We start from the raw sequence: 25708 nt of genomic DNA, 5'->3' as shown, positions 1-25708 counted from the left end.
TCGAACTACCCTCTTCCTGTGTTTGTGTCGCCGGTCAGAAGCCGAGGCCGCCCTCACGAGCGGCATCAGCTAGGGCCGCGATGCGGCCGTGGTACTTGTTGCCGGCCCGGTCGAAAACGACCGTGTCGACGCCTGCGGCCTTCGCCCGCTCGGCGAGCAATCCGCCGACCGTCTTGGCCTTGTCAGTCTTGTTGGCGTCGGCACTGCGCAGGTCGGCTTCCATGGTGGAAGCAGACGCGACGGTGACGCCGGCCACATCGTCGATGACCTGAGCGAACAGGTGCCTCGACGACTTGGTGACCACCAGGCGCGGCCGCTCGGCCGTCCCGTTGACCTTCTTGCGCACGCGCATCTGACGACGCAGACGCGATGCGGTCTTCTTCGCGGTGTGCTTGTTCGCACGCAGACCGATGGCCATGACTACTTACCAGCCTTTCCGACCTTGCGGCGAACCTGCTCGCCCGCATACCGCACGCCCTTGCCCTTGTAGGGCTCAGGCTTGCGCAGCTTACGGATGTTGGCAGCGACCTCGCCGACCGACTGCTTGTCGATTCCCTGCACCGAGAACTTGGTCGGCGTCTCCACCACGAAGGTGATGCCCTCAGGGGCGTCCACCGTGATCGTGTGGCTGTAGCCGAGCGAGAACTCCAGCTGGGTCGGGCCCTTTGCGAGCACCCGGTAACCAACGCCGACGATCTCGAGCTTCTTCTCGTAGCCGTCCGTCACGCCGACCACCATGTTGTGGACCAGCGTGCGCGACAGGCCGTGCAGTTCCTTGCTCTTGCGCTGCTCGTTCGGGCGCGAAACGGCAAGCGTGCCGTTCTCGTCCCGGGCGACAACGATGGGCTCCGCAACGATGTGCGAGAGCGTGCCCTTGGGGCCCTTCACCGTGACCGTCTGGCCGTCGATCGTGACGTCGACGCCGGACGGGACCGTGATCGGGAGCTTGCCAATGCGAGACATGACTGGGGTCCTCCTTCCGGTTCTTCCGTCACCAGACGTAGGCGAGAACTTCTCCGCCTACGCCCTTGTTCTTGGCCTGCTTGTCCGTGAGCAGTCCCTGTGACGTCGAGATGATCGCGACGCCCAGGCCACCGAGCACCTTGGGCAGGTTGGTCGACTTCGCGTAAACCCGCAGACCAGGCTTGCTGATCCGGCGGACACCCGCGATCGAGCGCTCACGGCTCGGACCGAACTTCAGGTCGACCACCAGGGTCTTGCCGACGGCGCCTTCTTTCGGCTCCTCGACCTTGTAGGCCGAGATGTAGCCCTCCTGCTGGAGGATGTCGGCGATACCCTGCTTGATCTTGCTGTACGGCATCTGGGTCGACTCGTGATACGCCTGGTTGGCGTTGCGCAGACGTGTCAACATGTCTGCGATCGGGTCGGTCATCGTCATGGCCTGGGGCCTCTTTCCCGCCGTGGTTTCGCCAGCCGGCGACCTACGGTGACTAGATGGTTTCGATTGAAGAATTCAGTGCTGGAACAGCGACCGGCTGGATTCACCAGCTGGACTTGGTGACACCGGGCAGCTCGCCGCGGTGCGCCATTTCACGCAAGCAGATCCGGCAGAGGCCGAACTTGCGGAAGACCGCCTTGGGCCGACCGCAGCGCTGGCAGCGGGTGTAACCGCGAACCGCGAACTTCGGCTTCCGGGCCTGCTTGACAATGAGTGCTGTCTTCGCCACGTCAGTTCTCCTTGAACGGGAAGCCGAGCTGCCGCAGCAGCGCGCGCCCCTCGTCGTCGTTCTTGGCGGTGGTCACCACGGTGATGTCCATACCGCGCACCCGGTCGATCTTGTCCTGGTTGATCTCGTGGAACATCACCTGCTCGGTCAGACCGAAGGTGTAGTTGCCGTTGCCGTCGAACTGCTTGCTCGACAGGCCCCGGAAGTCACGGATCCGCGGCAGCGCCAGGGCGAGCAGCCGGTCCAGGAACTCCCACATCCGGTCGCCGCGCAGCGTGACGTGCGCACCGATCGGCATGCCCTCACGCAGCTTGAACTGCGCGATCGACTTACGGGCCTTGGTCACCTGGGGCTTCTGCCCGGTGATCGCCGCCAGATCCTTCACCGCGCCGTCGATCAGCTTCGAGTCACGAGCCGCCTCGCCGACACCCATGTTCACCACGATCTTGGTGAGCCCGGGCACCTGCATGACGTTCTCGAACTGGAACTCCTCACGGAGCGCCGGAAGGATCTCTTCGCGGTACTTGGTCTTCAGCCGCGGGACCTGCTTGGTCTCCGTCGTCGCGGTCGTCATCAGATCTCCTCGCCGGTGCGGCGCGCGATACGCACGCTGCGGAACCCGGTGTACGTCGAACCGTCGGGGCGGCGCTTCTGCACCTCGACGCGGTTGTAACCCACGCGAGTGGTGACCTTGCGCTTCTTGCCGTCCTCGTCGGTGACCTCGACCAGCAGCATCACGTTGGAGACGTGGATCGGTGCCTCCTGCGTGACGATGCCACCAGTGGTGCCGCCGCGCTGGGCCTGCTGCACCTTGGTGTGCTTCTTGACCCGGTTCACGCCTTCGACGATGACCTTCTCAGCCTCGGGCAGGACCTGAATGATCTTGCCCTCGAGCCCCTTGGACTTGCCGGCGATGACGCGAACGACATCGCCCTTCTTCACGTGCAGCGAACGCTGCACCTTGGCCTGTGCTTTCTGGCCCATCTCAGAGCACCTCCGGAGCGAGCGAGATGATCTTCATGAACTTCTTCTCGCGCAGCTCCCGGCCGACCGGCCCGAAGATGCGGGTACCGCGCGGCTCGCCATCGGCCTTCAAGATCACCGCGGCGTTCTCGTCGAACCGGATGTAGGAGCCGTCCGGACGCCGGCGCTCCTTCACGGTGCGCACGATGACGGCCTTCACGACGTCGCCCTTCTTGACACCGCCGCCGGGGATCGCGTCCTTGACGGTGGCGACGATCGTGTCGCCGACACCGGCGTAGCGCCGACCGGAGCCACCGAGAACGCGGATGCACAAGATCTCCTTGGCACCCGTGTTGTCGGCGACTTTCAGTCGCGACTCCTGCTGGATCATCGGTTTATCTCCTGGTTGTCTCGCCGGTTCTCACCTTGGGTGAGCCTTGCGGAACGAATAATTCGGATGGGTACTGCCGGGCCTGAAATTACTTGGCCTTCTCGAGGATCTCGACGACGCGCCAACGCTTGGTGGCGGACAGCGGCCGGGTCTCCATCAGGAGGACGCGGTCGCCGATGCCGGCGGCGTTCTGCTCGTCGTGAGCCTTCAGCTTGCTGGTGCGGCGGATGACCTTGCCGTACAGCTTGTGCTTGACCCGGTCCTCGACCTCGACGGTCACGGTCTTGTCCATCTTGTCGCTCAGCACCAGACCCTCACGGGTCTTGCGGCGGCCGCGCGCCTCGACAGTGGTCACGGCGTCGTCCTTAGCTGTGTTCTCGGTCATGCCTTGCTCCCGGCCTCAGCCTTTTCGGCGTCGGCGTCAGTCTCGACGTCGGCTGCGTTCTCGGTCGGCGCGACATCCGCGTCGACCTCTTCGGTGATACCGAGCGCACGCTCGGTCAGCACCGTGTAGATCCGGGCGATGTCCTTGCGGACGGCCCGCAGCCGGCCGTGCGACTCCAGCTGTCCGGTGGCAGCCTGGAACCGGAGGTTGAACAACTCCTCCTTGGCGTTACCCAGCTTCTCCAGCAATTCGTTCTTGCTGAGGTTCCGCAACTCGGCGGCGCTCAGGATGGCCATCAGTTCTCACCTGCCTCTCGGGTGATGAAGCGGCACTTCATCGGCAACTTGTGGATCGCGCGGCGCATGGCCTCACGGGCGACGTCTTCCGACACACCCGAAAGCTCGAACATGACGCGACCGGTCTTGACGTTCGCGATCCACCACTCGGGCGAACCCTTACCGGAACCCATCCGGGTTTCGGCCGGCTTCTTGGTCAGCGGGCGGTCCGGGTAGATGTTGATCCAGACCTTTCCGCCACGCTTGATGTGCCGGGTCATCGCGATACGAGCGGACTCGATCTGACGGTTGGTGACGTAGTGGCTCTCCAATGCCTGGATGCCGAAGTCACCGAAGGCCAGCGTCGTCCCGCCCTTAGCCGCACCCGAACGCTTCGGGTGGTGCTGCTTGCGGTGCTTGACCTTGCGGGGGATGAGCATGGGTCAGCTCTCCGTTCCGGTCGTCTCGGCCGGCTTCTCGGCCGGCGCGTCAGCCTTGGGGGCCTCGGCCTTGGCCGCGCCACCGTCACGACGGTCATCACGGCGACCGCCACGGTCACCGCCGCGCTCGCCACCACGGCCACCACCGGCGCCGTCACGGCGAGCCGGACGGCCACGACCCTGCGTGGCGGCGCGGGCAGCAGCCTGCGCCTCCCGCTCGGCGCGGCTACCGGACACATCGCCCTTGTAGATCCAGACCTTCACGCCGATGCGGCCGAAAGTCGTACGGGCCTCGTAGAAGCCGTAGTCGATGTCCGCACGCAGCGTGTGCAGCGGAACGCGACCCTCGCGGTAGAACTCCGAGCGGGACATCTCGGCGCCGCCGAGACGGCCGGAGCACTGGATCCGGATGCCGAGGGCACCGGCCCGCATGGTGGTCTGCATCGCCTTGCGCATCGCACGACGGAACGCGACCCGGCCCGACAGCTGCTCGGCCACGCCCTGCGCGACGAGCTGCGCGTCGGTCTCACCGTTCTTGACCTCGAGGATGTTCAGCTGCACCTGCTTGCCGGTGAGCTCCTCGAGGCTGCCCCGGATCCGGTCGGCCTCGGCGCCGCGGCGACCGATGACGATGCCCGGACGGGCGGTGTGGATGTCCACGCGGACCCGGTCACGGGTGCGCTCGATCTCCACGCGGGAGATACCGGCGCGCTCCATGCCCTTGCCCAGCAGGCGGCGGATCTTGACGTCCTCGCCCACGTAGTCCCGGTAAAGCTTGTCGGCGTACCAGCGGCTCTTGTGATCCGTGCTGATACCCAGACGGAACCCGTGCGGGTTTACCTTCTGGCCCACTATCGGGTCCTGCCCTTCTTCTCAGCGGCCTTCTCGGCCGGCTTCGCGGGCTCGGCCTCGACGCGCGGGGCCACGACCACGGTGATGTGGCTGGTCCGCTTGTCGATCCGGGTGGCGCGTCCCTGTGCACGGGGGCGGTGACGCTTCAGCGTCGGTCCCTCGTCCACGAAGGCCTGCGACACGACCAGGTCGGCCCGGCTCAGGTGCTCGGTGCTCTCGGCGTTCGCCACGGCGCTGTCGACGACCTTGTACACGGTCGCGGCAGCGGCCTGCGGGGCGAACTTCAGAGTGGCGAGTGCGTCGTCGACGCCCATGCCGCGCACTAGGTCGACCACGCGACGCGCCTTCATCGGCGTCACGCGGACGAAGCGCGCGACCGCGAAGGCCCCGGGCTCGTCGCCCAACAGGCTCTCGCGACGGGCACTGGTGGCCCTACGCTCCATAACGCTCATGATGTTCGATCTCTCCGTCGGGTGCTATTCGCTTCGTCGTTGACGCTGGGCGTCAGCGACGCCGTGCCTTGCGGTCGTCTTTTTCGTGACCCTTGAACGTCCGGGTCGGGGCGAACTCGCCGAGCTTGTGCCCGACCATCGCGTCCGTCACGAACACCGGCACGTGCTTGCGACCGTCGTGCACCGCGAGCGTGTGACCGATCATGTCCGGCACGATCATCGATCGGCGAGACCAGGTCTTGATGACATTCTTGGTGCCCTTTTCGTTCTGCACCTCCACCTTCTTCATCAGGTGGTGGTCGACGAACGGGCCTTTCTTGAGGCTGCGTGGCATCTGTCCGGCTCCCTATCAGCGCTTCTTGCCGGCCTTGCGGCGCCGGACGATCATGCGGTCGCTTTCCTTGCGGGTGCGGGTGCGACCCTCAGGCTTACCCCACGGCGACACCGGGTGACGACCACCCGAGGTCTTACCCTCACCACCACCGTGCGGGTGGTCGACCGGGTTCATGGCGACACCACGGACGGTCGGGCGCTTGCCCTTCCAGCGCATCCGGCCGGCCTTGCCCCAGTTGATGTTCGACTGCTCGCCGTTGCCGACCTCACCGAGGGTGGCGCGGCAGCGGACATCGACCAGACGGACCTCACCGGACGGCATCCGGAGGGTCGCCATCTTGCCTTCCTTGGCGACCAGCTGGACGCTCGCACCGGCGGAACGGGCCATCTTGGCGCCACCACCCGGGCGCAGCTCGACGGCGTGAACCGTGGAACCGACCGGGATGTTGCGCAGCGCCAGGTTGTTGCCGACCTTGATGTCAGCGGTCGGCCCGTTCTCGATGACCGTGCCCTGCTCCAGCTTCGCCGGGGCGAGGATGTAGCGCTTCTCGCCGTCCGCGTAGTGCAGCAGCGCGATCCGCGCGGTGCGGTTCGGGTCGTACTCGATGTGCGCGACCTTGGCCGGCACGCCGTCCTTGTCGTACCGCTTGAAGTCGATCACGCGGTAAGCCCGCTTGTGACCGCCACCGTGGTGACGAGCGGTGATCTTGCCGGAGGCGTTCCGGCCACCCTTCTTGGGCAGCGGCCGGAGCAGCGACTTCTCGGGGGTCGAACGGGTGAGCTCGACGAAGTCGGCCACGCTGGAGCCACGACGGCCCGGCGTTGTCGGCTTGTATTTGCGGATACCCATTACGACTGGCCTCCGAAGATGTCGATGCGGTCGTCGCCCGAGAGGCTGACAATCGCTCGCTTGGTGTCCGCACGCTTGCCCCAGCCGTTACGAGTACGGCGACGCTTGCCCTTGCGGTTGATCGTGTTGACGTTCTTCACGCGAACGCTGAACACCTTCTCGACCGCGAGCTTGATCTCGGTCTTGTTGGCGTCGGGCGCCACCTCGAAGGTGTACTTCTGCTCATCCAGCAGGCCGTAGCTCTTCTCGCTCACGACCGGCCGCAGCAGGATGTCCCGCGGGTCCTTGTTCACTCCGTGGTGGCTCATGCCTCGACCTCCTCAGCCTCGGTCTGGGTCGCGGTCGCCTTGACCGACTTCCCCTTCGGCGTACCGGCGACAAAGGCGTCGAAAGCGGCGCGCGTGAAGATCACGTCGTCCGCGCAGAGCACGTCGTACGGGTTCAGCTGGTCGGCGGCGATCAGGTGCACGTTCGGCACGTTGCGCAGGCTCAGCCAGGCGAAGTCCTCGCCACGCTCGAGCACGACCAGCGCCTTGGCGCGGTCGGTGATGCCGTCCAGCACCTTGAGCGCGAGCTTCGTGTTGGGCTTGTCCGCGGCGCCGAACTGCTCGACGACGTGAACGCGACCTTCACGGGCACGGTCCGAAAGCGCACCGCGAAGCGCGGCGACCTTCATCTTCTTGGGGGTCCGCTGGCTGTAGTCGCGCGGCGTGGGGCCGTGCACAACGCCACCACCGGTGAACTGCGGCGCACGGGTCGAACCCTGGCGCGCGCGGCCGGTGCCCTTCTGGCGGTACGGCTTGGCGCCACCACCAGAGACCTCGGCGCGAGTCTTCACCTTGTGCGTACCCTGGCGGGCCGCGGCGAGCTGGGCCACGACGACCTGGTGGATCAACGGGATGTTGACCTGGACGTCGAACAGCTCGGCGGGGAGCTCAACGGAGCCCTTCTTGCTGACCTTGTCGCCCTTCACGACGACGACGTCAACGGTGCTCATTTGGTGGCTCCCTTCGCGGCGTTGCGGATCAGCACGAGGCCGCCCTTGGGACCGGGGACGGCGCCCTTGAGCAGGATCAGGCCGCGCTCGGTGTCGATCCCGTGGACCGTCACGTTCTGCGTGGTGACCTTCTCGTTGCCCATCCGGCCGGCCATCTTCAGACCCTTGAAAACGCGACCGGGGGTCGCGCAGCCGCCGATGGAACCCGGCGAGCGGTGCTTCTTGTGCACACCGTGCGTCGCGCGGAGACCGTGGAAGCCGTGACGCTTCATCACACCGGCGAAGCCCTTGCCCTTGCTGGTGGCCGAGACATCGACGATCTCGCCGGCGGCGAACGCCTCGGCGGTGATCTCCTGGCCGAGCGTGTACTCGCTGGCGTCAGCGGTCCGCAGCTCGAGCAGGTGGCGGCGGGGAGTCACACCGGCCTTGTCGAAGTGGCCCCGCATGGGCTTGTTCACCTTGCGCGGGTCGATGTCGCCGAAAGCGATCTGCACGCCGTCGTAGCCGTGGCTCGCCGAGGTCTTCACCTCGGTCACCACGCACGGACCGGCCTGGATCACGGTGACGGGGACGACACGGTTGTTCTCGTCCCAGGTCTGGGTCATACCGAGCTTGGTGCCCAGCAGACCTCGCGTGTTCTTTTGAATGCTCATTGGTTTCTGCGTTTCCCTCAGAGCTTGATCTCGATGTCGACACCGGCCGGCAGGTCGAGACGCATCAGCGAGTCAACCGTCTTCGGCGTGGGGTCGATGATGTCGATGAGCCGCTTGTGGGTGCGCATCTCGAAGTGCTCGCGGCTGTCCTTGTATTTGTGCGGCGAGCGGATGACGCAGAACACGTTCTTTTCCGTCGGCAACGGCACCGGGCCAGCAACCTTCGCACCAGTACGCGTCACCGTGTCGACGATCTTGCGCGCCGAACTGTCGATGACCTCGTGGTCGTAGGCCTTCAGCCGGATGCGGATCTTCTGTCCCGCCATCGCTTCGCTTCGTCCTTCTCTTCGTCTTCGTTGCGTTGCTCCGACCCCCGCGGTCGGGTGTGTCGCGGACGCGGCACGCGCGTCAGCACACAGATTTCCCGGGATAGGAGATCGGGGCCCGGTCTCGGACCGGAACCTCGGCATGGTCTCCGGTCCGGCGCCACCGCTGGTCGTGAATCGACCCGCAGCGCGCCCCGGCGGCCTCGCCTGAGCAACCTGGATATTGTGCCAGAGATCGGCATCGGAATGCCAATCGGGGGCCTCACACCCGGATCTACGGCGATTTCACCGTCGATCCAGGCGCAAAGCAGAGGTCCGCGAAGGCTCGGTGTGGAGCCCTCGCGGACCTCGTCAGATCACTTGATGATCTTGGTGACCCGGCCGGCGCCGACGGTGCGGCCACCTTCACGGATCGCGAACTTCAGGTTCTCCTCCATGGCGATCGGCTGGATCAGCTCGACCGTCATGTCGGTGTTGTCGCCCGGCATGACCATCTCGGTGCCCTCGGGGAGGGTAACGACACCGGTCACGTCGGTGGTGCGGAAGTAGAACTGCGGGCGGTAGTTCTGGAAGAACGGCGTGTGACGGCCGCCCTCCTCCTTGGAGAGGATGTAGACCGACGCCTCGAAGTTCGTGTGCGGCGTCGTGGTGCCCGGCTTGATGACGACCATGCCGCGCTCGACGTCTTCACGCTTCGTACCGCGAAGCAGCAGACCGACGTTCTCACCGGCCTGGCCCTCGTCCAGCAGCTTCCGGAACATCTCGATACCGGTCACCGTGGTGGTCTGCTTCTCCGGGCGGATACCGACGATGTCGACGGTCTCGTTGACCTTGACGACACCGCGCTCGATCCGGCCGGTGATGACCGTACCGCGACCCGTGATGGTGAAGACGTCCTCCACCGGCATCAGGAACGGCTTGTCGATCTCGCGCTCCGGCTGCGGGATGTAGTTGTCCACCGCATCCATCAGCTTGATGATCGACTCGCCCCACTTGGCGTCACCCTGCAGAGCCGGGTGGGCCGCGACCTGGACGATCGGGGCGTTGTCGCCGTCGAACTCCTGCTCGCTGAGGAGCTCACGAACCTCGAGCTCGACGAGCTCCAGGATCTCCTCGTCGTCGACCATGTCGCACTTGTTCAGCGCGACGACCATGGCCGGCACGCCGACCTGACGCGCGAGCAGCACGTGCTCACGGGTCTGCGGCATCGGGCCGTCGGTGGCGGCGACGACCAGAATCGCACCGTCCATCTGCGCGGCACCGGTGATCATGTTCTTGATGTAGTCCGCGTGCCCGGGGCAGTCAACGTGGGCGTAGTGCCGGGCCTCGGTCTGGTACTCGACGTGCGCGATCGAGATGGTGATACCGCGCTGACGCTCCTCAGGAGCCTTGTCGATCTGATCGAAGGCCGACGCCTCGTTGAGGTCCGGGTACTTGTCGTGCAGCACCTTGGTGATCGCCGCGGTAAGAGTGGTCTTACCGTGGTCGATGTGACCGATGGTGCCGATGTTGACGTGCGGCTTAGTCCGCTCGAACTTCGCCTTAGCCACTGGGGCCCTCCTGGAAAATGTTGACTACGCCGTACGACGCTTTGGGTGGTTAGTCCGGAACGAGAGAGAAACTACTACTCGCCCCGAGCCTTCTTGATGATCTCTTCCGCCACGTTCTTCGGAACCTCGGCGTAGGAATCGAACTGCATCGAGTAAGACGCGCGGCCCTGAGTCTTGGAACGCAGGTCACCGACATACCCGAACATCTCCGACAACGGCACCAGGGCCTTGACGACCCGGCTGCCACCGGGGCCTTCGTCCATCGACTGGATCTGGCCGCGGCGTGAGTTGAGGTCGCCGATCACTTCACCCATGTAAGCCTCGGGTGTCGTGACCTCGACCGCGAACATCGGCTCGAGGATGACCGGGGTGGCGCGGCGAGCCGCGTCCTTGAAGGCCATCGAACCGGCGATCTTGAAGGCGAGTTCCGACGAGTCGACGTCGTGGTAGGCGCCGTCTCGCAGCGTCACCTTGACATCCACCATCGGGTATCCGGCGAGCACGCCGAACTCCATCGCCTCCTGGGCGCCCTCATCCACCGACGGGATGTACTCCCGGGGGATGCGGCCACCGGTCACGGCGTTCACGAACTCGTAACCGCCATCACCGCCGGCCTCGACGCTGGTGGGCTCGATGTCGATGATCACACGCGCGAACTGACCTGAACCACCGGTCTGCTTCTTGTGCGTGTAGTCGATCTTCTCGACCTTCTTCTTGATGGTCTCGCGGTAGGCCACCTGGGGCTTGCCGACGTTGGCCTCGACGCGGAACTCGCGCTTCATCCGGTCGACCAGGATCTCCAGGTGCAGCTCACCCATACCGGCGATGATCGTCTGGCCGGTGTCCTCGTCGGTCCGGACCTGGAAGGTCGGGTCCTCCTCGGCGAGCCGCTGAATCGCGACGCCCAGCTTCTCCTGGTCGCCCTTCGACTTCGGCTCGATGGCGACCGAGATCACCGGGGCCGGGAAGGTCATCGACTCCAGCACGACCGGCTTGTTCGTGTCGCACAGCGTCTCACCGGTGGTGGTGTCCTTCAGACCCATCACGGCGACGATGTGGCCGGCGCCGACCGACGCGATCTCCTCACGCTTGTTCGCGTGCATTCGGTAGATCTTGCCGATCCGCTCCTTGCGCCCCTTGGTGGGGTTCAGGACCTGGGTGCCGGTCTCGAGCTTGCCCGAGTAGACGCGCAGGAAGGTCAGCTTGCCCAGGTGCGGGTCAGCGGCGATCTTGTACGCCAGGGCCGCGAACGGCTCGGAGTCCATCGGCTTGCGGTGGACGACGACCTCGGGGTCCTTGACGTCGTGACCCTCGATGTCCGGTACGTCGACCGGGCTCGGCAGGTACGCGTTGACGGCGTCGAGCAGGGGCTGAACGCCCTTGTTCTTGAACGCCGTACCGGTCAGGACCGGGGTGATCTTGCTGGCCAGCGTGGCGCGACGGATACCCGCGACGAGCTGCTCCTGGGTCGGGGCCTGCCCCTCCAGGTACATCTCCATGATCTCGTCGTCGGCCTCGGCCAGCGTCTCGACCAGCTTGTCGTGCCACTCGGCGGCGGCCTCGGTGTGCGTGGCCGGGATCTCCTCGACCGTGTAGTCCTCACCGATGGTGGTCTCGCCACGCCAGGTCAGCGCGCGCATCCCGACCAGGTCGACGACGCCGATGAAGTCGGCCTCGGACCCGATCGGCAGCTGCAGCACCAGCGGCGTCGCGGCCAGCCGGTCGACGATCATGTCGACACAGCGCATGAACTCGGCACCGGTCCGGTCCAGCTTGTTCACGAAGCAGATCCGCGGCACGCCGTAGCGGTCGGCCTGACGCCACACGGTCTCCGACTGCGGCTCCACACCGGCGACGCCGTCGAACACCGCGACGGCACCGTCGAGGACGCGCAGCGAGCGCTCCACCTCGACGGTGAAGTCGACGTGGCCCGGGGTGTCGATGATGTTGATGGTGTGGTCTTTCCAGGTGCAGGTCGTCGCGGCGGACGTGATGGTGATGCCGCGCTCCTGCTCCTGCTCCATCCAGTCCATCGTGGCGGCGCCCTCGTGGACCTCACCGATCTTGTAGTTGATACCGGTGTAGAACAGGATCCGCTCAGTCGTCGTCGTCTTACCGGCGTCGATGTGCGCCATGATGCCGATGTTGCGGACCTTGCTCAGGTCGGTGGTGATGTCTACGGCCACCTCGGTGGTCTACCTCTCGCTTCTGTGGTGCAAAAAAGGGGTTCGGCTGGGGCCGGGTGTCCGGCCCCGACTCACCAGCGGTAGTGGGCGAACGCCTTGTTGGCTTCGGCCATCTTGTGCGTGTCCTCGCGACGCTTGACCGAAGCACCCAGACCGTTGGAGGCGTCCAGGATCTCGTTCATCAAGCGCTCGGACATCGTCTTCTCGCGGCGAGCACGGGAGTACGAGGTGAGCCAGCGCAGCGCGAGTGTGGTCGACCGGTCGGCCTTGACCTCGATCGGCACCTGGTAGGTGGCACCACCAACACGGCGGCTCTTCACCTCGATGCTCGGCTTCACGTTGTCGAGCGCACGCTTCAGCGTGATGACCGGGTCGGTACCGGTCTTCGCACGGGTGCCCTCGAGCGCGCTGTAGACGATGTTCTGCGCGATCTGCTTCTTGCCGTCGACCAGGATCTTGGAGATCAGCTTGGTGACGAGCGGCGAGTTGTAGACCGGGTCGATGATGACCAGGCGCTTCGGAGCGGGTCCCTTACGGGGCATTAGCTCTTCTCCTTCTTCGCGCCGTAACGGCTGCGAGCCTGCTTGCGGTTCTTGACACCCTGGGTGTCGAGGGAGCCGCGGATGATCTTGTACCGGACACCCGGAAGGTCCTTAACACGACCACCACGCACGAGCACGATCGAGTGCTCCTGCAGGTTGTGGCCTACGCCCGGGATATACGCGGTGACCTCGATGCCGCTGGTGAGGCGGACTCGAGCGACCTTGCGCAGGGCGGAGTTGGGCTTCTTCGGGGTCGTCGTGTAGACGCGCGTGCACACACCGCGACGCTGAGGAGAACCCTTCAGAGCCGGCGTCTTGTTCTTCGACACCTTGTCCTGGCGGCCCTTGCGGACCAACTGCTGGATGGTGGGCACCGCGTGGTTCTCTTTCTGTCGTCCGGTTCGGATTCTGCGCGCCTGACCCCCGCGGTCGGGTGTGTCGCGATGGCACAGTCCCTCACTTGAGCCGTAATCTTGGCTTTCGGCGAGAAGTCCGAGCCACGCGCACTGTCCCTTAGACGAGGGGCACGCATGACGGCCCGGGATAGCCCAGGCACGATCGTTAAGACTAGCGGCTGCCCCCAGCACGGTCAAAACAGAGCCCCGCTCGCACCATTAAGCCGGTGTCAGCACTGCTCGGAAAGATCGTGTGGACGTCGTTCATGCAGCCGTCCGGGCCAGTGTACCGGACCTACGGCGTGATCCGACCAGTGAGGAAGCCGGCCGCCACCTGAGCGTCTCCCGCGATGGCGAGCGAGTCGAAAGAAGCCCGCTTCCACAAGGCCAGATAGAGATCCCGGGCCGGTGCCGAGATCGTCGCCAACGCCTCGCCACGGCTCGCATCCACCCGCGGCGCCTGGCCGTCCACGGGGGTGAGCGTCCAGACGTCATCGGTGTCCGTGCTCACCACGGTCACCGGCTCGGTCACGGCGGGCGGGAAGCCCCGCACCAGCATCCGCGGCAGGAACACCCGGAAGGCCTCGTCCACCCCGTCGGCCGCCACTCGCGCCTCGATCGCCGGCGGACGGCCCGCCGTCTGCAGCACGTCGACCGTGTGGATGGTGGTCTCGTGCAGCTGCCGCCGGGGCCAGAAGCCCGCCACCTGTGGCACTGGGGCGAAATTCCAGCAGGGCGCCTCCGGACGGGCGGCCCGCATCGTGCTGACGAGGGCTTGCCCGGTTTCGGCGTACCAGTCGGAGAGCAAGCCGGTACGTCGTACGTCCAGTGGGCGCTGGAACTCACCGGTGCTGACGATCTTCGTGGCCCATTGGTGGACCGAGACGATGTGCTCGGCCAGGTCCACCACGGTCCAGCCCGGACAGGACGGCACCGGCGCGTCGGGATCGGCCAGCGCGAGGGCCGCGGCCATGTCGCGCACGGCCCCGGCGAGCAGCTCGGGATAGTCCAGATCGGGCTCAGGCAAGGTGGCGGACCTCCGTGATGGCCTTGTTCTGCACGCGATGCACGACGATCGAGCGGATCGGCTGGGCGCTCGCGCCATGCAGCACCTGCTGGTCGACGACCCACTCCCCCTCGGTCAGGCGCGTCTCCACCTCGATCCAGGCGGTACCGGACTCGACCAGGGGCCCGTAGTACTCGCGGAGCGCCCGCCGGCCCGACGCCTCTTTGCCGTCGGCCAGGAAGACGCGGGCGGTCGGTGAGTAGAGTGAGAGAAAGGCCTCGAGATCGTGCGCGAGGAATGCCGACAGCTGGCGGGCGATCACCCGTGCCGCCGGGCTGTCCGCCAGCACCGGCACGGCCGGCAACGGCGGCAGCGCGGGCACGTCCTCAGCCTCTACTGCCTGTACGACGGCTTCTACTGCGGGTGCAACGGCTTCTACTGCTGGTACGACGGCCGGGGGCTTGGGGTTGACGCGAGTGGTCGCGGCCGCCGGCGCGGGAATAGTGGTCTTCAGCTGGTCACTGGAGGTCTGCGCTGGTGTTGTCACCGAGGATTTCCTAGGAGTCGTGGAACGAGTGGAACGGGCTCTGGCGGCGGAACCAGGAGCGTCGGGCAGAAGAATCTTGGCGGCCCAGTCGAGCGCCTCACGAATGGCGGACCGGGACTGTTCGGTGTGATCGAGTACGTCGAAGCCGTGGCGGCCATCCGGCACGTCGACGATGCGCAGCGCGGACGTGCCACCGGCGGCCTCGACAAAAGCCTGTACGGAGGTCGCGGCAGCCTCCTGCTCGTGCCCGACGCGGGTCAGCAGAATCGGCAGGTCCGGGTGGTTGCCGACGACCTCGGTCGCAGAGATCAGATCGGCGGGACCATCGAGCATCGGGTAGCTGAGGGCGATCCCGCGCAGCCACTCTGGCCGGCTGTCGAGCCACTCTCCCGCGAGTAGACCGCCGCCCGAGAAGAACCACAGCAGGATCCGCTCGGGGTCGACCTGTTCGTCTGCGCGTAGTTGGCCGACAGCGGCCTCCACCTGGTCCGAGGCGGTGGCCAGCCGGTCCATGCCCAGGACGAGCGAATGATCGACGACAGCGCCCACCAGGCCCCGCTCAGCGATAGCTGACGCATAGCCCTCGAACAACGGCCAGTCGCGCGGAAACACGTTGAGATCAAAGGGTCCTGGCCCACCGTGCACGAACAGCACGGCAGGTCGGCGACCTGGCTCGGCAGGACGGTAGACATCGACCTCGCCGACGCGCTCGACCTCGGCCTCGCCCGCTTCGGATCCCGTCAGTACGAACGGTCGCAGGTAGGCCGGGGTCTCCGTCATGGCGTCATCTTCGCCTACGCCACCGACAGTTCAGCAATCGGCCCGCGCGTGTCCCACCGAACGCCGTACGAGTTCCGTGAGCACCTCCCGATCGACGTCGGCGAGCCGCTTCACGTAAAGGCAGGAGACGCTCGTCGAATGCGGTCCGAGGCGGGCCAGCAACTCGTCGTACTGCTCGAATTCTTTGTCGAGGTAGAGCGTCGTCGCGGCCTTCCGTGGCGAGAACCCGACCTCGAAGATGTCCAGCTCGCGACCACTCGCGTAGCGCAGATGACGCTGCCCGAATCCGATGATCGCCGTACCCCACATCGCGGCCGGCTCCCCGGTCACCTCGGCCATCAGCGCGCACACCTCACGCGCATCGGACTGCCGCGGTTCCGGCACCCCGGCGAGGAAGTCCTCGACATTCCCGTCGTTCCGCGTCGTCTTGTTCTCAGCCATGCCGCCATCATCACTCCCCCACACCCCTCCGCCCACCCCACACGAAGGATCTGTGGATATCCCTCCCGCGAAGTGCCTTGTTGCGTTTGCACACGCGGGACGCAAGGAGGCACCCCGCGGCGGGGTTATCCACAAATCAGCCTGCGGGGGTTGCGAGGTGGAGAATCCACCGCGTACGGCGTCCACCGTGTACGGCGCCTCCGGCCGACTGAGCGGGGTGACGCGGCGAGCGGCGAGGGGTGCGCCGAGGCCTTGGGGCCCCTTCCTTCTGTCCGCGAGTGGTCACATCTGAACCCCGCGAGTGGACGCGTCATAACCCGACCACTCGTGGCAGGAGGAAGGGCGGGGACTGGAAAGCGGCGACCCGCTGACGCGACAGAGGAGCCGGGTCTCCCGCGAAGCGCCTTGTTGCGCTTGCACGCGCGACACAAGGAGGCACCCCGACGCCCGATCCTTTGCGACGAGTGGAATGCCGCAGGGGCGGCACCCGCGTTGTGCGGGTACCGCCCCTGAGGGTTGGACTTGTGCTCAGTTCCGGTAGGAGCCGAGGTCGAAGTCGTCGAGCGGGACCGACTGACCCGAGCTCGGACCGAAGTCGTAGTCGTACGACTCGTATCCGACCATCGAGTACATCGCGGCCTTCGCCTCTTCGGTCGGCTCGACCCGGATGTTGCGGTACCGGTCCATGCCGGTACCCGCCGGGATGAGCTTTCCGATGATGACGTTCTCCTTGAGGCCCACCAGGGAGTCCGACTTGCCGTGGATCGCGGCCTCGGTGAGGACGCGGGTCGTCTCCTGGAAGGAGGCGGCCGACAGCCACGACTCGGTCGCGAGCGACGCCTTGGTGATACCCATCAGGACCGGGCGACCGGAAGCGGGGGTGCCGCCCTCGGCCACGACGCGACGGTTCTCCGCCTCGAACAGCAGGCGGTCCGCCAGCTCACCCGGCAGCAGGTTCGCCTCGCCGGACTCGATCACCGTGACCCGGCGCAGCATCTGCCGGACGATGATCTCGATGTGCTTGTCGTGGATGGCCACACCCTGCGAGCGGTAGACCTCCTGGACCTCGTCCACCAGGTGCTCCTGCGCCTTGCGGACACCCAGGATGCGCAGAACTTCCTGCGGATCCGGCGTACCGTGCGTGAGCTGCTGACCGACCTCGACGTGCTGACCCTCTTCGATCAGCAAACGGCCACGCTTGGAGACCGGGTAGCTGACCTCCTCGGAACCGTCGTCCGGGGTGAGCACCAGCTTCCGGGTCTTCTCGGTGTCCTCGATCGAGATCCGGCCGGCCGCCTCGGCGATCGGCGCCTTGCCCTTGGGCTGACGGGCCTCGAACAGCTCGACCACGCGGGGCAGACCGTGGGTGATGTCATCACCCGCGACACCGCCCGTGTGGAAGGTACGCATGGTGAGCTGAGTACCCGGCTCACCGATCGACTGGGCCGCGATGATGCCGACGGCCTCGCCGATGTCGACGGTCTTGCCGGTCGCCAGCGAACGGCCGTAGCACTTCGCGCAGGTACCGGTCTTGGCGTCACAGGTCAGCACGGAGCGGACCTTCACGACCTCGACCCCCGCGGCCACCAGCGCCGCGATCGACACGTCGCCCAGGTCGCTACCGGCGGCCAGGACGACCTTGCCCTTGGCGTCGGTCACGTCGGTGGCCAGGGTGCGTGCATACGCGCTGGTCTCGACGTTCTCGGCGTGCACGACCTTGCCGTCCGGACCGGGCTCACCGATCTGCTTCGGCAGACCGCGCTCGGTGCCGCAGTCCTCCTCGCGGATGATGACGTCCTGCGACACGTCGACCAGACGACGGGTCAGGTAACCCGAGTCGGCGGTCCGCAGCGCGGTGTCCGCCAGACCCTTCCGGGCGCCGTGCGTCGCGATGAAGTACTCGACGACGGACAGACCCTCGCGGAAGTTCGCCTTGATCGGCCGGGCGATGATCTCGCCCTTCGGGTTGGCCACCAGACCACGCATACCGGCGATCTGACGGACCTGCATCATGTTTCCACGAGCACCGGAGTGGACCATCATCCAGATCGGGTTGGTCTTGACGAAGTTCTCCTCCATCGCCTTACCGACCTCGGCGTTGGCCCCGGTCCAGATCTCGATCAGTTCCTGACGCCGCTCGGACGTGGTGATCAGACCACGCTCGAACTGCTTCTGGACCTTCTCGGCCTGGGCCTCGTAGCGGGCCATGATCTCGGGCTTGCTCGGCGGGGTGCTGAAGTCGTTGATCGACACGGTGACACCGGACCGGGTGGCCCAGCGGAAACCGAGATCCTTCAACGCGTCCAGGCAGAACGCCACCTGGACCTTCGAGTACCGCTCGGCGAGATCGTTGACGATCACACCGAGCTGCTTCTTGCCCACCTCGGTGTCGACGAACGTGTAGTCCGCCGGCAGGGCCTCGTTGAACAGCGCGCGGCCCAGCGTGGTGTCGATCTGGAAGCGGCCGTCCGGCAGCTCCGCCGCACCCTCGGGCGCACCGGCACCGCTGGTCCGCAGCGTGATCTTGCTCTGCAGCGCCAGCTCGCCCTTGTCGAACGCCATCAGCGCCTCGGCGACCGAGCCGAAGGCACGGCCCTCGCCCTTCTCGCCTTCCTTGAGCATCGTCAGGAAGTAGATGCCGATGATCATGTCCTGCGTCGGCATCGTGACCGGACGGCCGTCGGCCGGCTTCAGGATGTTGTTCGTCGACAGCATCAGGATCCGCGCCTCGGCCTGGGCCTCGGCCGACAGCGGCAGGTGCACCGCCATCTGGTCACCGTCGAAGTCGGCGTTGAACGCCGAGCAGACGAGCGGATGGATCTGGATCGCCTTGCCCTCGATCAGCTGCGGCTCGAACGCCTGGATACCGAGCCGGTGCAGCGTAGGCGCACGGTTCAGCAGCACGGGGTGTTCGGTGATGACCTCTTCCAGCACGTCCCAGACCTGGGCGCGCTGACGCTCGACCATCCGCTTGGCGGACTTGATGTTCTGCGCGTGGTTGAGGTCGACCAGCCGCTTCATCACGAACGGCTTGAACAGCTCGAGCGCCATCGTCTTCGGCAGACCACACTGGTGCAGCTTCAGCTGCGGGCCGACCACGATGACCGAACGGCCCGAGTAGTCGACGCGCTTGCCCAGCAGGTTCTGACGGAAACGACCCTGCTTGCCCTTGAGCATGTCGGACAGCGACTTGAGCGGGCGGTTACCCGGTCCGGTCACCGGCCGGCCACGGCGGCCGTTGTCGAACAGTGCGTCGACGGCCTCCTGCAGCATCCGCTTCTCGTTGTTGACGATGATCTCCGGCGCGCCCAGGTCGAGCAGACGCTTGAGCCGGTTGTTCCGGTTGATCACCCGGCGGTACAGGTCGTTCAGGTCGGAGGTGGCGAACCGGCCACCGTCGAGCTGAACCATCGGCCGCAGGTCCGGCGGGATCACCGGAACGCAGTCGAGCACCATGCCCATCGGGCTGTTGTTGGTGGCGAGGAACGCGGTGACGACCTTGAGCCGCTTCAGGGCGCGGGTCTTGCGCTGGCCCTTACCGGTCTTGATCGTCTCGCGCAGGTTCGCGGCCTCGGCGACGAGGTCGAAGGTCTGCAGCCGACGCTGAATGGCGGCGGCGCCCATCGCACCCTCGAAGTACTTGCCGAACCGCTCCTTCATGGAGCGGTAGAGGATCTCGTCACCCTCAAGGTCCTGGACCTTCAGGTTCTTGAACCTGGTCCAGACCTCGTCGAGGCGGTCGATCTCCCGCTGGGCGCGGTCACGCAGCTGCTTGACCTCGCGCTCGGCGCCTTCCTTGACCTTGCGCCGGACATCGCTCTTGGCGCCCTCGGCCTCGAGCTGGGCCAGGTCCTCCTCGAGCTTCTTCATCCGGGCTTCGATGTCGTTGTCGCGCTTGCCCTCGAGCTGCTTGCGCTCGACATCGGTCCGGCCCTCGAGCGAGGACAGGTCGCGGTGACGCGCGTCCTCGTCGACGTCCGTGATCATGTACGCCGCGAAGTAGATGACCTTCTCGAGGTCCTTCGGGGCGAGGTCGAGCAGGTAGCCGAGTCGCGACGGAACACCCTTGAAGTACCAGATGTGGGTGACCGGCGCGGCCAGCTCGATGTGGCCCATCCGCTCGCGGCGCACCTTGGAACGGGTGACCTCGACGCCACACCGCTCGCAGATGATGCCCTTGAAGCGAACACGCTTGTACTTACCGCAGTAGCACTCCCAGTCCCGGGTGGGACCGAAGATCTTCTCGCAGAACAGACCGTCACGCTCGGGCTTGAGCGTCCGGTAGTTGATCGTCTCGGGCTTCTTGACCTCACCGTGCGACCACTGGCGGATCTCGTCCGCGGTGGCCAGGCCGATCCGAAGCTCGTCGAAGAAGTTCACGTCGAGCACGATGTGTTATCTCCCGCTTGTAATAAGGGTCTGAGTGAGTTGGCTGTTGATCTCAAGCGGCAACCCGCTCAGACCTCCTCGACGCTGTTCGGCTCACGCCGGGACAGGTCAATGCCCAGTTCCTCCGCAGCGCGGAAGACGTCCTCTTCGCTGTCGCGCATCTCGACCCGACTACCGTCGGACGAGAGGACCTCGACATTCAGACACAGGGACTGCATTTCCTTGACGAGAACCTTGAAGGACTCGGGAATACCCGGCTCCGGAATGTTCTCGCCCTTGACGATCGCTTCGTAGACCTTGACGCGACCGACCACATCGTCCGACTTGATGGTGAGCAGCTCCTGCAGTGCGAAGGCGGCACCGTAGGCCTCAAGGGCCCACACCTCCATCTCACCGAAGCGCTGACCACCGAACTGCGCCTTACCACCCAGCGGCTGCTGCGTGATCATCGAGTACGGACCGGTGGAGCGGGCGTGAATCTTGTCGTCCACCAGGTGGTGCAGCTTCAGCATGTACATGTAGCCGACGCCGACCGGAGCCGGGAACGGCTCGCCGGAGCGACCATCGAACAGGCGCGCCTTACCGGTGCCGTCGACCATTCGGTCGCCGTCGCGGTTCGGCAGCGTGGAGCCGAGCAGGCCGGTGACCTCCTCCTCCTTCGCGCCGTCGAAGACCGGGGTGGCGACGTTCGTGAACGGTGCGGCTTCGCCGGCGCCGATCTTGATGAGTCGCTGAGCCCACTCTTCCTTGTTCTCCGGGTCGACCTTCCAACCGCGGCTGGCAACCCAGCCGAGGTGGGTCTCGAGCACCTGACCGACGTTCATCCGGCCGGGCACGCCCAGCGGGTTCAGGATGATGTCGACCTGGGTGCCGTCCTCCATGAACGGCATGTCCTCGACCGGCAGGATCTTCGAGATGACGCCCTTGTTGCCGTGGCGTCCGGCGAGCTTGTCGCCGACGGAGATCTTGCGCTTCTGGGCCACGTAGACGCGGACCAGCTGGTTGACGCCCGGGGGCAGCTCGTCGCCGTTGTCGCGGTCGAAGACGCGGACCCCGATCACGGTTCCGTTCTCACCGTGCGGCACCTTCAGCGACGTGTCGCGAACCTCGCGCGCCTTCTCACCGAAGATGGCGCGCAGCAGGCGCTCCTCCGGGGTGAGCTCGGTCTCGCCCTTGGGCGTGACCTTGCCGACGAGGATGTCACCGGTGGTGACCTCGGCGCCGATCCGGATGATGCCCCGCTCGTCCAGGTCCGCCAGCATCTCGTCGGAGACGTTGGGGATGTCGCGGGTGATCTCCTCGGGGCCCAGCTTGGTGTCGCGAGCGTCGACCTCGTGCTCCTCGATGTGAATCGAGGTCAGCAGGTCCTGCTGTACGACGCGCTGGCTGAGGATGATCGCGTCCTCGTAGTTGTGACCCTCCCACGGCATGAACGCGACGAGCAGGTTCCGGCCGAGGGCCATCTCCCCCTCGTCGGTGCAGGGACCGTCGGCCAGCGGCGTGCCGACCTCGACCCGCTGCCCCGCGTCGACCAGCGGGCGCTGGTTGATGCAGGTGCCCTGGTTCGACCGACGGAACTTCGCCAGCCGGTAGGTCTGGTACGTGCCGTCGTCGGCGGCGACCTCGATCAGATCGGCCGAGACCTCCTTGATCACACCGCCCTTCTCCGACACCAGCACGTCACCGGCGTCGACCGCACCGCGGTACTCCATGCCGGTACCGACCAGGGGAGCGTCCGCGGTGATCAGCGGAACGGCCTGGCGCTGCATGTTGGAGCCCATCAGGGCGCGGTTGGCGTCGTCGTGCTCGAGGAACGGGATCATCGCCGTCGCGACCGACACCATCTGGCGCGGCGAGACGTCCATGTAGTCGACGTCCTCGGCGAGCACGAGCTCGACCTCACCGTGACGGCGACGGGCCAGCACACGCTCTTCGGCGAAGCGGGCGTCATCGGTCAGCGGCGAGTTCGCCTGTGCCTTGATGAAGCGGTCTTCCTCGTCGGCCGTCAGGTAGTCGACCTGCGTCGTGACAACGCCGTCCACCACCTTGCGGTACGGCGTCTCGACGAAGCCGAACGGGTTCACCCGGCCATACGCGGCGAGCGAGCCGATCAGACCGATGTTCGGGCCTTCGGGGGTCTCGATCGGGCACATCCGGCCGTAGTGCGACGGGTGCACGTCACGAACCTCGAAGCCGGCCCGCTCACGGGACAGACCACCGGGACCAAGCGCCGACAGACGGCGCTTGTGGGTCAGACCCGCGATGGGGTTGGTCTGGTCCATGAACTGCGACAGCTGTGACGTTCCGAAGAACTCCTTCAGCGCCGCGACCACCGGGCGGATGTTGATCAGGGTCTGCGGCGTGATCGCCTCGACGTCCTGAGTCGTCATCCGCTCGCGGACGACCCGCTCCATCCGGGCCAGGCCGGTGCGGAGCTGGTTCTGGATCAGCTCGCCGACGGTGCGCAGACGGCGGTTACCGAAGTGGTCGATGTCGTCCTCTTCGACGACGATCTCGCCCTGCGGCGCGTCCAGCTCGGTCTTGCCCTCGTGCAGCGCCACCAGGTACTTGATCGTCGACACGATGTCGTCGATCGTCAGCACCGCGGTGTCGTGGGCCTCGTCGCGGCCGAGCTTCTTGTTGATCTTGTACCGGCCGACCTTCGCGAGGTCGTAGCGCTTGCCGTTGAAGTAGTAGTTGTCCAGCAGCGCCTGCGCAGCCTCACGCGTGGGCGGTTCGCCCGGGCGCAGCTTGCGGTAGATGTCCAGCAGCGCGTCGTCCTGGCCGGAGGTGTGGTCCTTCTCCAGGGTCAGGCGAATCGACTCGTACTCCCCGAATTCCTCGAGGATCTGCGCGTCGGTCCAGCCGAGCGCCTTGAGCAGCACGGTGACGTTCTGCTTGCGCTTGCGGTCCAGACGGACACCGACCAGGTCACGCTTGTCGACCTCGAACTCCAGCCACGCACCGCGCGACGGGATGATCTTGGCCGTGAAGATGTCCTTGTCCGACGTCTTGTCGGGGTTCCGCTCGAAGTACACACCCGGGGACCGGACCAGCTGCGACACAACGACACGCTCGGTGCCGTTGATGACGAAGGTGCCCTTCTTGGTCATCAGGGGGAAATCGCCCATGAAGACGGTCTGGCTCTTGATCTCGCCGGTCTCGTTGTTCATGAACTCGGCCGTGACGAAGAGCGGCGCCGAATAGGTGACGTCACGCTCCTTGCACTCGTCGACCGTGTTCTTCGGCGGCTCGAACCGGTGGTCGCGGAAAGACAGCGACATGGTGCCGCTGAAGTCCTCGATCGGGGAGATCTCCTCGAAGATCTCCTCCAGGCCGGACGGGGAGGAGAGGTCGGTTCGACCCTCCGCCTCGGCGGCGGCCACCCGGGCCTGCCAGGTTTCATTTCCGACCAGCCAGTCGAAACTGTCCACCTGCAGCGCAAGCAGATCCGGAACCTCGAGAGGTTCGGCGATCTTTGCGAAGGAGATGCGGCGGGAGCCGGAAACGTCGGTGATGCTGTCGGACTGGGGGTTGCGCGAGGCGACCAAGGGGCGTCCTTCCACGGGCTCGCAGACTCAATCTGGTGCTGGGGAGCGCACGCCAAACCGCCCTAGTCAAGTTTTGTGCCGAACCAGGGGAAAGGTGAAGGCAGCGCAAAGAGTTAGGTTACCCGATCTGGGCAAGACTGTCCAATGGGCGCAACATGATGCCTGTCGCCCACCATTCCGTCAAGGATCTCACCAAGTTCTCGAGCGAGGTGCGGTCACCCGCGAGTCGCCTGATCAGATCCCCTCTTGAACACCCCAGAGACTACAGGGGCTCGATCGATCGGACCAGCCATTGACCACCGATTCGTACCATCGTGAATCGGGCCCGGTTCAGGTCGACCCGTGGTTTGTTCTGGGTGATGGTGCTCGTGGTGGTCTGGTTGACGAAGACGAGCAGGGTGACCCGGTCCGCGTCACCATCCCGTACGCCGACCTCCCGCACCTCGGCGCGAACGGTCGCCTTGACCTTGGTGGCCTGCTGGGCGACGACCTTCGTGGTCTGGTCGAAGTCCGCCGCGAACTCGGGCGTCAGCGTTGCCCGCGACGCTTCGAAGTCCTTCGTCAGCGTTCGGTAGTCGTAGGAGAGCACCAGCTCGGCCGCCCGTCGCGCCGCCGTCGAGGCCTCCGACCGGGCCTCCTCGGCCTGATGCCCGCGCCACGCCCGCTCCCCCAGGACGACAGCCGCGGTCAGCGTCAGCACCACCAGAACGCCCAGCACCCCCGCCATCAACCGCGCCCCGCCCCGCCGCGCGACCTCATCGGTCGTACCGGCGTCATCACCGTCCGCACCCTCATCAGGTACGTCGGCCTCAGCGGGCACGTCGGTCTCGTCGGGTAAGTCGGTCTCGTCCAGCGTCGTCCGGCCGGCTTTGACCTTGTCACCGGCCTCAGCGATCTCGGTCTCGGCGTCTGGCGTCTCCTCCGCGATCTCGACCGTCGTCTCGTCCGCGGCCGTCTCGTCAACGGCCGTTTCGTCCGAGGTCGCTTCATCGGAGGTCGTCTCGTCGGGGAGGGGCTCGCGGCGGTCCGACGTACGGCGCTGGCCGGCGATCCGGCGGCGCGGGTTACGGCGCTCTTCGGGCATCAGCCCACCGCCTGCAGGTCTGCGACCAGCCAGCGATCGCCCTCGCGGACCATCTCCAACTTGATCCGGTAGTGCCGCCGCTTGGCGCCGTCCTGCCCCGCGTTGTTCACGACGGCGTCGGCGACCACCAGGATCTGGGCCGAGTCGGTATCGACTGACTGCACGGCGGCCTCCAATACCTCACCGGTCGAGGTCACCTTGCCGCTGACCACCGTGGTCTTGAGCGAGCCGGCCGCATTGGAGAACTCCTGTTTGAACTGGCCGGTGGACCCGTCGATCACCCGCTGGGCGTCCGCGTCCCAGGTGTCGTACTTGTACGTCGTGAAGTCGTGCGTAATCTGGCGTGCCGACTGCATCACGGTCAGCCGGCGGTCGTTGCGGGTGTCCTGCTGCCGCAACGCGACCACCGCCACCACGAGCCCCGCGAGGGCAACCACCAGCAGCACGCTCAGCGCCCAAGCCAGCACCGGCAACCGCCGATCCCCGCCGGCCGCACCGCCACCCAACCTGAAGCCACCCAGCCTCAAGCGGTCCAACCGCGAGCCGCCCGACGTCGCGCCGCCGGACGTCGTACCGGCCGACGTCGTACCGCCCGTGGTTGGGTCGGCGGCCGAGGATTTCTCCACGGGAGG

General features: G+C 66.1%; 29 protein-coding genes. All 29 read right to left on the bottom strand.

What is annotated here, in order from left to right; all coding sequences use genetic code 11:
* Window positions 1-34: 34 nt before the first annotated feature.
* Entirely contained in the window at window positions 35-418 is a 384-nt protein-coding gene (rplR, locus tag OG394_RS32010; protein WP_328990896.1) for a 50S ribosomal protein L18, read from the bottom strand.
* Window positions 419-420: 2 nt separating this feature from the next.
* Complete coding sequence (gene rplF, locus OG394_RS32005) at window positions 421-963, bottom strand: 50S ribosomal protein L6 (protein WP_328990895.1); 543 nt, start codon at window positions 961-963, stop codon at window positions 421-423.
* 28 nt (window positions 964-991) lie between these two features.
* Window positions 992-1399 (bottom strand): 30S ribosomal protein S8, encoded by a 408-nt coding sequence (gene rpsH / locus OG394_RS32000; RefSeq protein WP_328990894.1) that lies wholly within the window; start codon window positions 1397-1399, stop codon window positions 992-994.
* A gap of 103 nt (window positions 1400-1502) precedes the next feature.
* A complete protein-coding gene (locus OG394_RS31995; RefSeq protein ID WP_328990893.1) occupies window positions 1503-1688 on the bottom strand; it encodes a type Z 30S ribosomal protein S14 in 186 nt (61 codons plus the stop codon).
* 1 nt (window position 1689) lies between these two features.
* Complete coding sequence (rplE, locus tag OG394_RS31990; RefSeq protein WP_328990892.1) at window positions 1690-2262, bottom strand: 50S ribosomal protein L5; 573 nt, start codon at window positions 2260-2262, stop codon at window positions 1690-1692.
* Entirely contained in the window at window positions 2262-2672 is a 411-nt protein-coding gene (gene rplX, locus OG394_RS31985; protein ID WP_442914241.1) for a 50S ribosomal protein L24, read from the bottom strand. Before rplX ends, rplE begins: the two co-directional genes overlap by 1 nt.
* A gap of 1 nt (window position 2673) precedes the next feature.
* Window positions 2674-3042: a 50S ribosomal protein L14 gene (gene rplN, locus OG394_RS31980; RefSeq protein ID WP_020388099.1), complete on the bottom strand. Its 369-nt coding sequence runs from the start codon at window positions 3040-3042 to the stop codon at window positions 2674-2676.
* A gap of 88 nt (window positions 3043-3130) precedes the next feature.
* A complete protein-coding gene (rpsQ, locus tag OG394_RS31975; RefSeq protein WP_328990891.1) occupies window positions 3131-3427 on the bottom strand; it encodes a 30S ribosomal protein S17 in 297 nt (98 codons plus the stop codon).
* Window positions 3424-3723: a 50S ribosomal protein L29 gene (gene rpmC / locus OG394_RS31970; protein ID WP_328990890.1), complete on the bottom strand. Its 300-nt coding sequence runs from the start codon at window positions 3721-3723 to the stop codon at window positions 3424-3426. Before rpmC ends, rpsQ begins: the two co-directional genes overlap by 4 nt.
* Window positions 3723-4142 (bottom strand): 50S ribosomal protein L16, encoded by a 420-nt coding sequence (gene rplP / locus OG394_RS31965; RefSeq protein ID WP_328990889.1) that lies wholly within the window; start codon window positions 4140-4142, stop codon window positions 3723-3725. The genes rpmC and rplP overlap by 1 nt, the downstream gene beginning before the upstream one ends.
* Window positions 4143-4145: 3 nt before the next feature.
* Window positions 4146-4994 (bottom strand): 30S ribosomal protein S3, encoded by an 849-nt coding sequence (rpsC, locus tag OG394_RS31960; RefSeq protein ID WP_328990888.1) that lies wholly within the window; start codon window positions 4992-4994, stop codon window positions 4146-4148.
* Window positions 4994-5446: a 50S ribosomal protein L22 gene (rplV, locus tag OG394_RS31955; protein WP_328990887.1), complete on the bottom strand. Its 453-nt coding sequence runs from the start codon at window positions 5444-5446 to the stop codon at window positions 4994-4996. Before rplV ends, rpsC begins: the two co-directional genes overlap by 1 nt.
* A 52-nt stretch (window positions 5447-5498) precedes the next feature.
* Complete coding sequence (rpsS, locus tag OG394_RS31950; RefSeq protein ID WP_012923683.1) at window positions 5499-5780, bottom strand: 30S ribosomal protein S19; 282 nt, start codon at window positions 5778-5780, stop codon at window positions 5499-5501.
* Between the two features lie 15 nt (window positions 5781-5795).
* Window positions 5796-6629 carry a 50S ribosomal protein L2 gene (gene rplB / locus OG394_RS31945; protein ID WP_328990886.1) on the bottom strand — a complete coding sequence of 278 codons (834 nt, stop codon included), beginning with the start codon at window positions 6627-6629 and terminating at the stop codon, window positions 5796-5798.
* Window positions 6629-6937, bottom strand: coding sequence for a 50S ribosomal protein L23 (gene rplW, locus OG394_RS31940; protein ID WP_328990885.1), 309 nt, complete (start codon window positions 6935-6937; stop codon window positions 6629-6631). The genes rplB and rplW overlap by 1 nt, the downstream gene beginning before the upstream one ends.
* Complete coding sequence (rplD, locus tag OG394_RS31935; RefSeq protein ID WP_328990884.1) at window positions 6934-7626, bottom strand: 50S ribosomal protein L4; 693 nt, start codon at window positions 7624-7626, stop codon at window positions 6934-6936. Before rplD ends, rplW begins: the two co-directional genes overlap by 4 nt.
* Entirely contained in the window at window positions 7623-8279 is a 657-nt protein-coding gene (rplC, locus tag OG394_RS31930; protein WP_328990883.1) for a 50S ribosomal protein L3, read from the bottom strand. Before rplC ends, rplD begins: the two co-directional genes overlap by 4 nt.
* Window positions 8280-8296: 17 nt before the next feature.
* Complete coding sequence (gene rpsJ / locus OG394_RS31925) at window positions 8297-8605, bottom strand: 30S ribosomal protein S10 (protein WP_012923688.1); 309 nt, start codon at window positions 8603-8605, stop codon at window positions 8297-8299.
* Window positions 8606-8961: 356 nt separating this feature from the next.
* A complete protein-coding gene (tuf, locus tag OG394_RS31920) occupies window positions 8962-10155 on the bottom strand; it encodes an elongation factor Tu (protein ID WP_328990882.1) in 1194 nt (397 codons plus the stop codon).
* 74 nt (window positions 10156-10229) lie between these two features.
* On the bottom strand, window positions 10230-12290 hold the full coding sequence (gene fusA / locus OG394_RS31915) for an elongation factor G (protein WP_442914315.1): 2061 nt from the start codon (window positions 12288-12290) through the stop codon (window positions 10230-10232).
* Between the two features lie 122 nt (window positions 12291-12412).
* Complete coding sequence (rpsG, locus tag OG394_RS31910) at window positions 12413-12883, bottom strand: 30S ribosomal protein S7 (protein WP_328990880.1); 471 nt, start codon at window positions 12881-12883, stop codon at window positions 12413-12415.
* The gene (gene rpsL, locus OG394_RS31905) at window positions 12883-13257 is read right to left on the bottom strand and encodes a 30S ribosomal protein S12 (RefSeq protein ID WP_012923692.1); all 375 of its coding nucleotides are present in this window, start codon (window positions 13255-13257) and stop codon (window positions 12883-12885) included. Before rpsL ends, rpsG begins: the two co-directional genes overlap by 1 nt.
* A gap of 316 nt (window positions 13258-13573) precedes the next feature.
* Window positions 13574-14305 (bottom strand): maleylpyruvate isomerase family mycothiol-dependent enzyme, encoded by a 732-nt coding sequence (locus OG394_RS31900; protein WP_328990879.1) that lies wholly within the window; start codon window positions 14303-14305, stop codon window positions 13574-13576.
* A complete protein-coding gene (locus tag OG394_RS31895) occupies window positions 14298-15611 on the bottom strand; it encodes a nuclear transport factor 2 family protein (RefSeq protein ID WP_328990878.1) in 1314 nt (437 codons plus the stop codon). The genes OG394_RS31900 and OG394_RS31895 overlap by 8 nt, the downstream gene beginning before the upstream one ends.
* A 30-nt stretch (window positions 15612-15641) precedes the next feature.
* Window positions 15642-16052, bottom strand: a complete 411-nt coding sequence (locus OG394_RS31890; protein WP_328990877.1) for a DUF1801 domain-containing protein — start codon at window positions 16050-16052, stop codon at window positions 15642-15644.
* 528 nt (window positions 16053-16580) lie between these two features.
* Window positions 16581-20441 carry a DNA-directed RNA polymerase subunit beta' gene (locus OG394_RS31885; protein ID WP_328990876.1) on the bottom strand — a complete coding sequence of 1287 codons (3861 nt, stop codon included), beginning with the start codon at window positions 20439-20441 and terminating at the stop codon, window positions 16581-16583.
* Window positions 20442-20509: 68 nt separating this feature from the next.
* Window positions 20510-23992: a DNA-directed RNA polymerase subunit beta gene (rpoB, locus tag OG394_RS31880; protein ID WP_328990875.1), complete on the bottom strand. Its 3483-nt coding sequence runs from the start codon at window positions 23990-23992 to the stop codon at window positions 20510-20512.
* A 262-nt stretch (window positions 23993-24254) separates the two neighbouring features.
* Window positions 24255-25076: a hypothetical protein gene (locus OG394_RS31875; protein WP_328990874.1), complete on the bottom strand. Its 822-nt coding sequence runs from the start codon at window positions 25074-25076 to the stop codon at window positions 24255-24257.
* Window positions 25076-25702 carry a hypothetical protein gene (locus tag OG394_RS31870; protein ID WP_328990873.1) on the bottom strand — a complete coding sequence of 209 codons (627 nt, stop codon included), beginning with the start codon at window positions 25700-25702 and terminating at the stop codon, window positions 25076-25078. The genes OG394_RS31875 and OG394_RS31870 overlap by 1 nt, the downstream gene beginning before the upstream one ends.
* Window positions 25703-25708 lie beyond the last annotated feature (6 nt).

It is taken from the genome of Kribbella sp. NBC_01245, assembly GCF_036226525.1.
Lineage (GTDB): Bacteria > Actinomycetota > Actinomycetes > Propionibacteriales > Kribbellaceae > Kribbella.
Note: the sequence above shows the minus strand (reverse complement) of the source record. Positions and strands in the feature narration are given on the sequence as shown.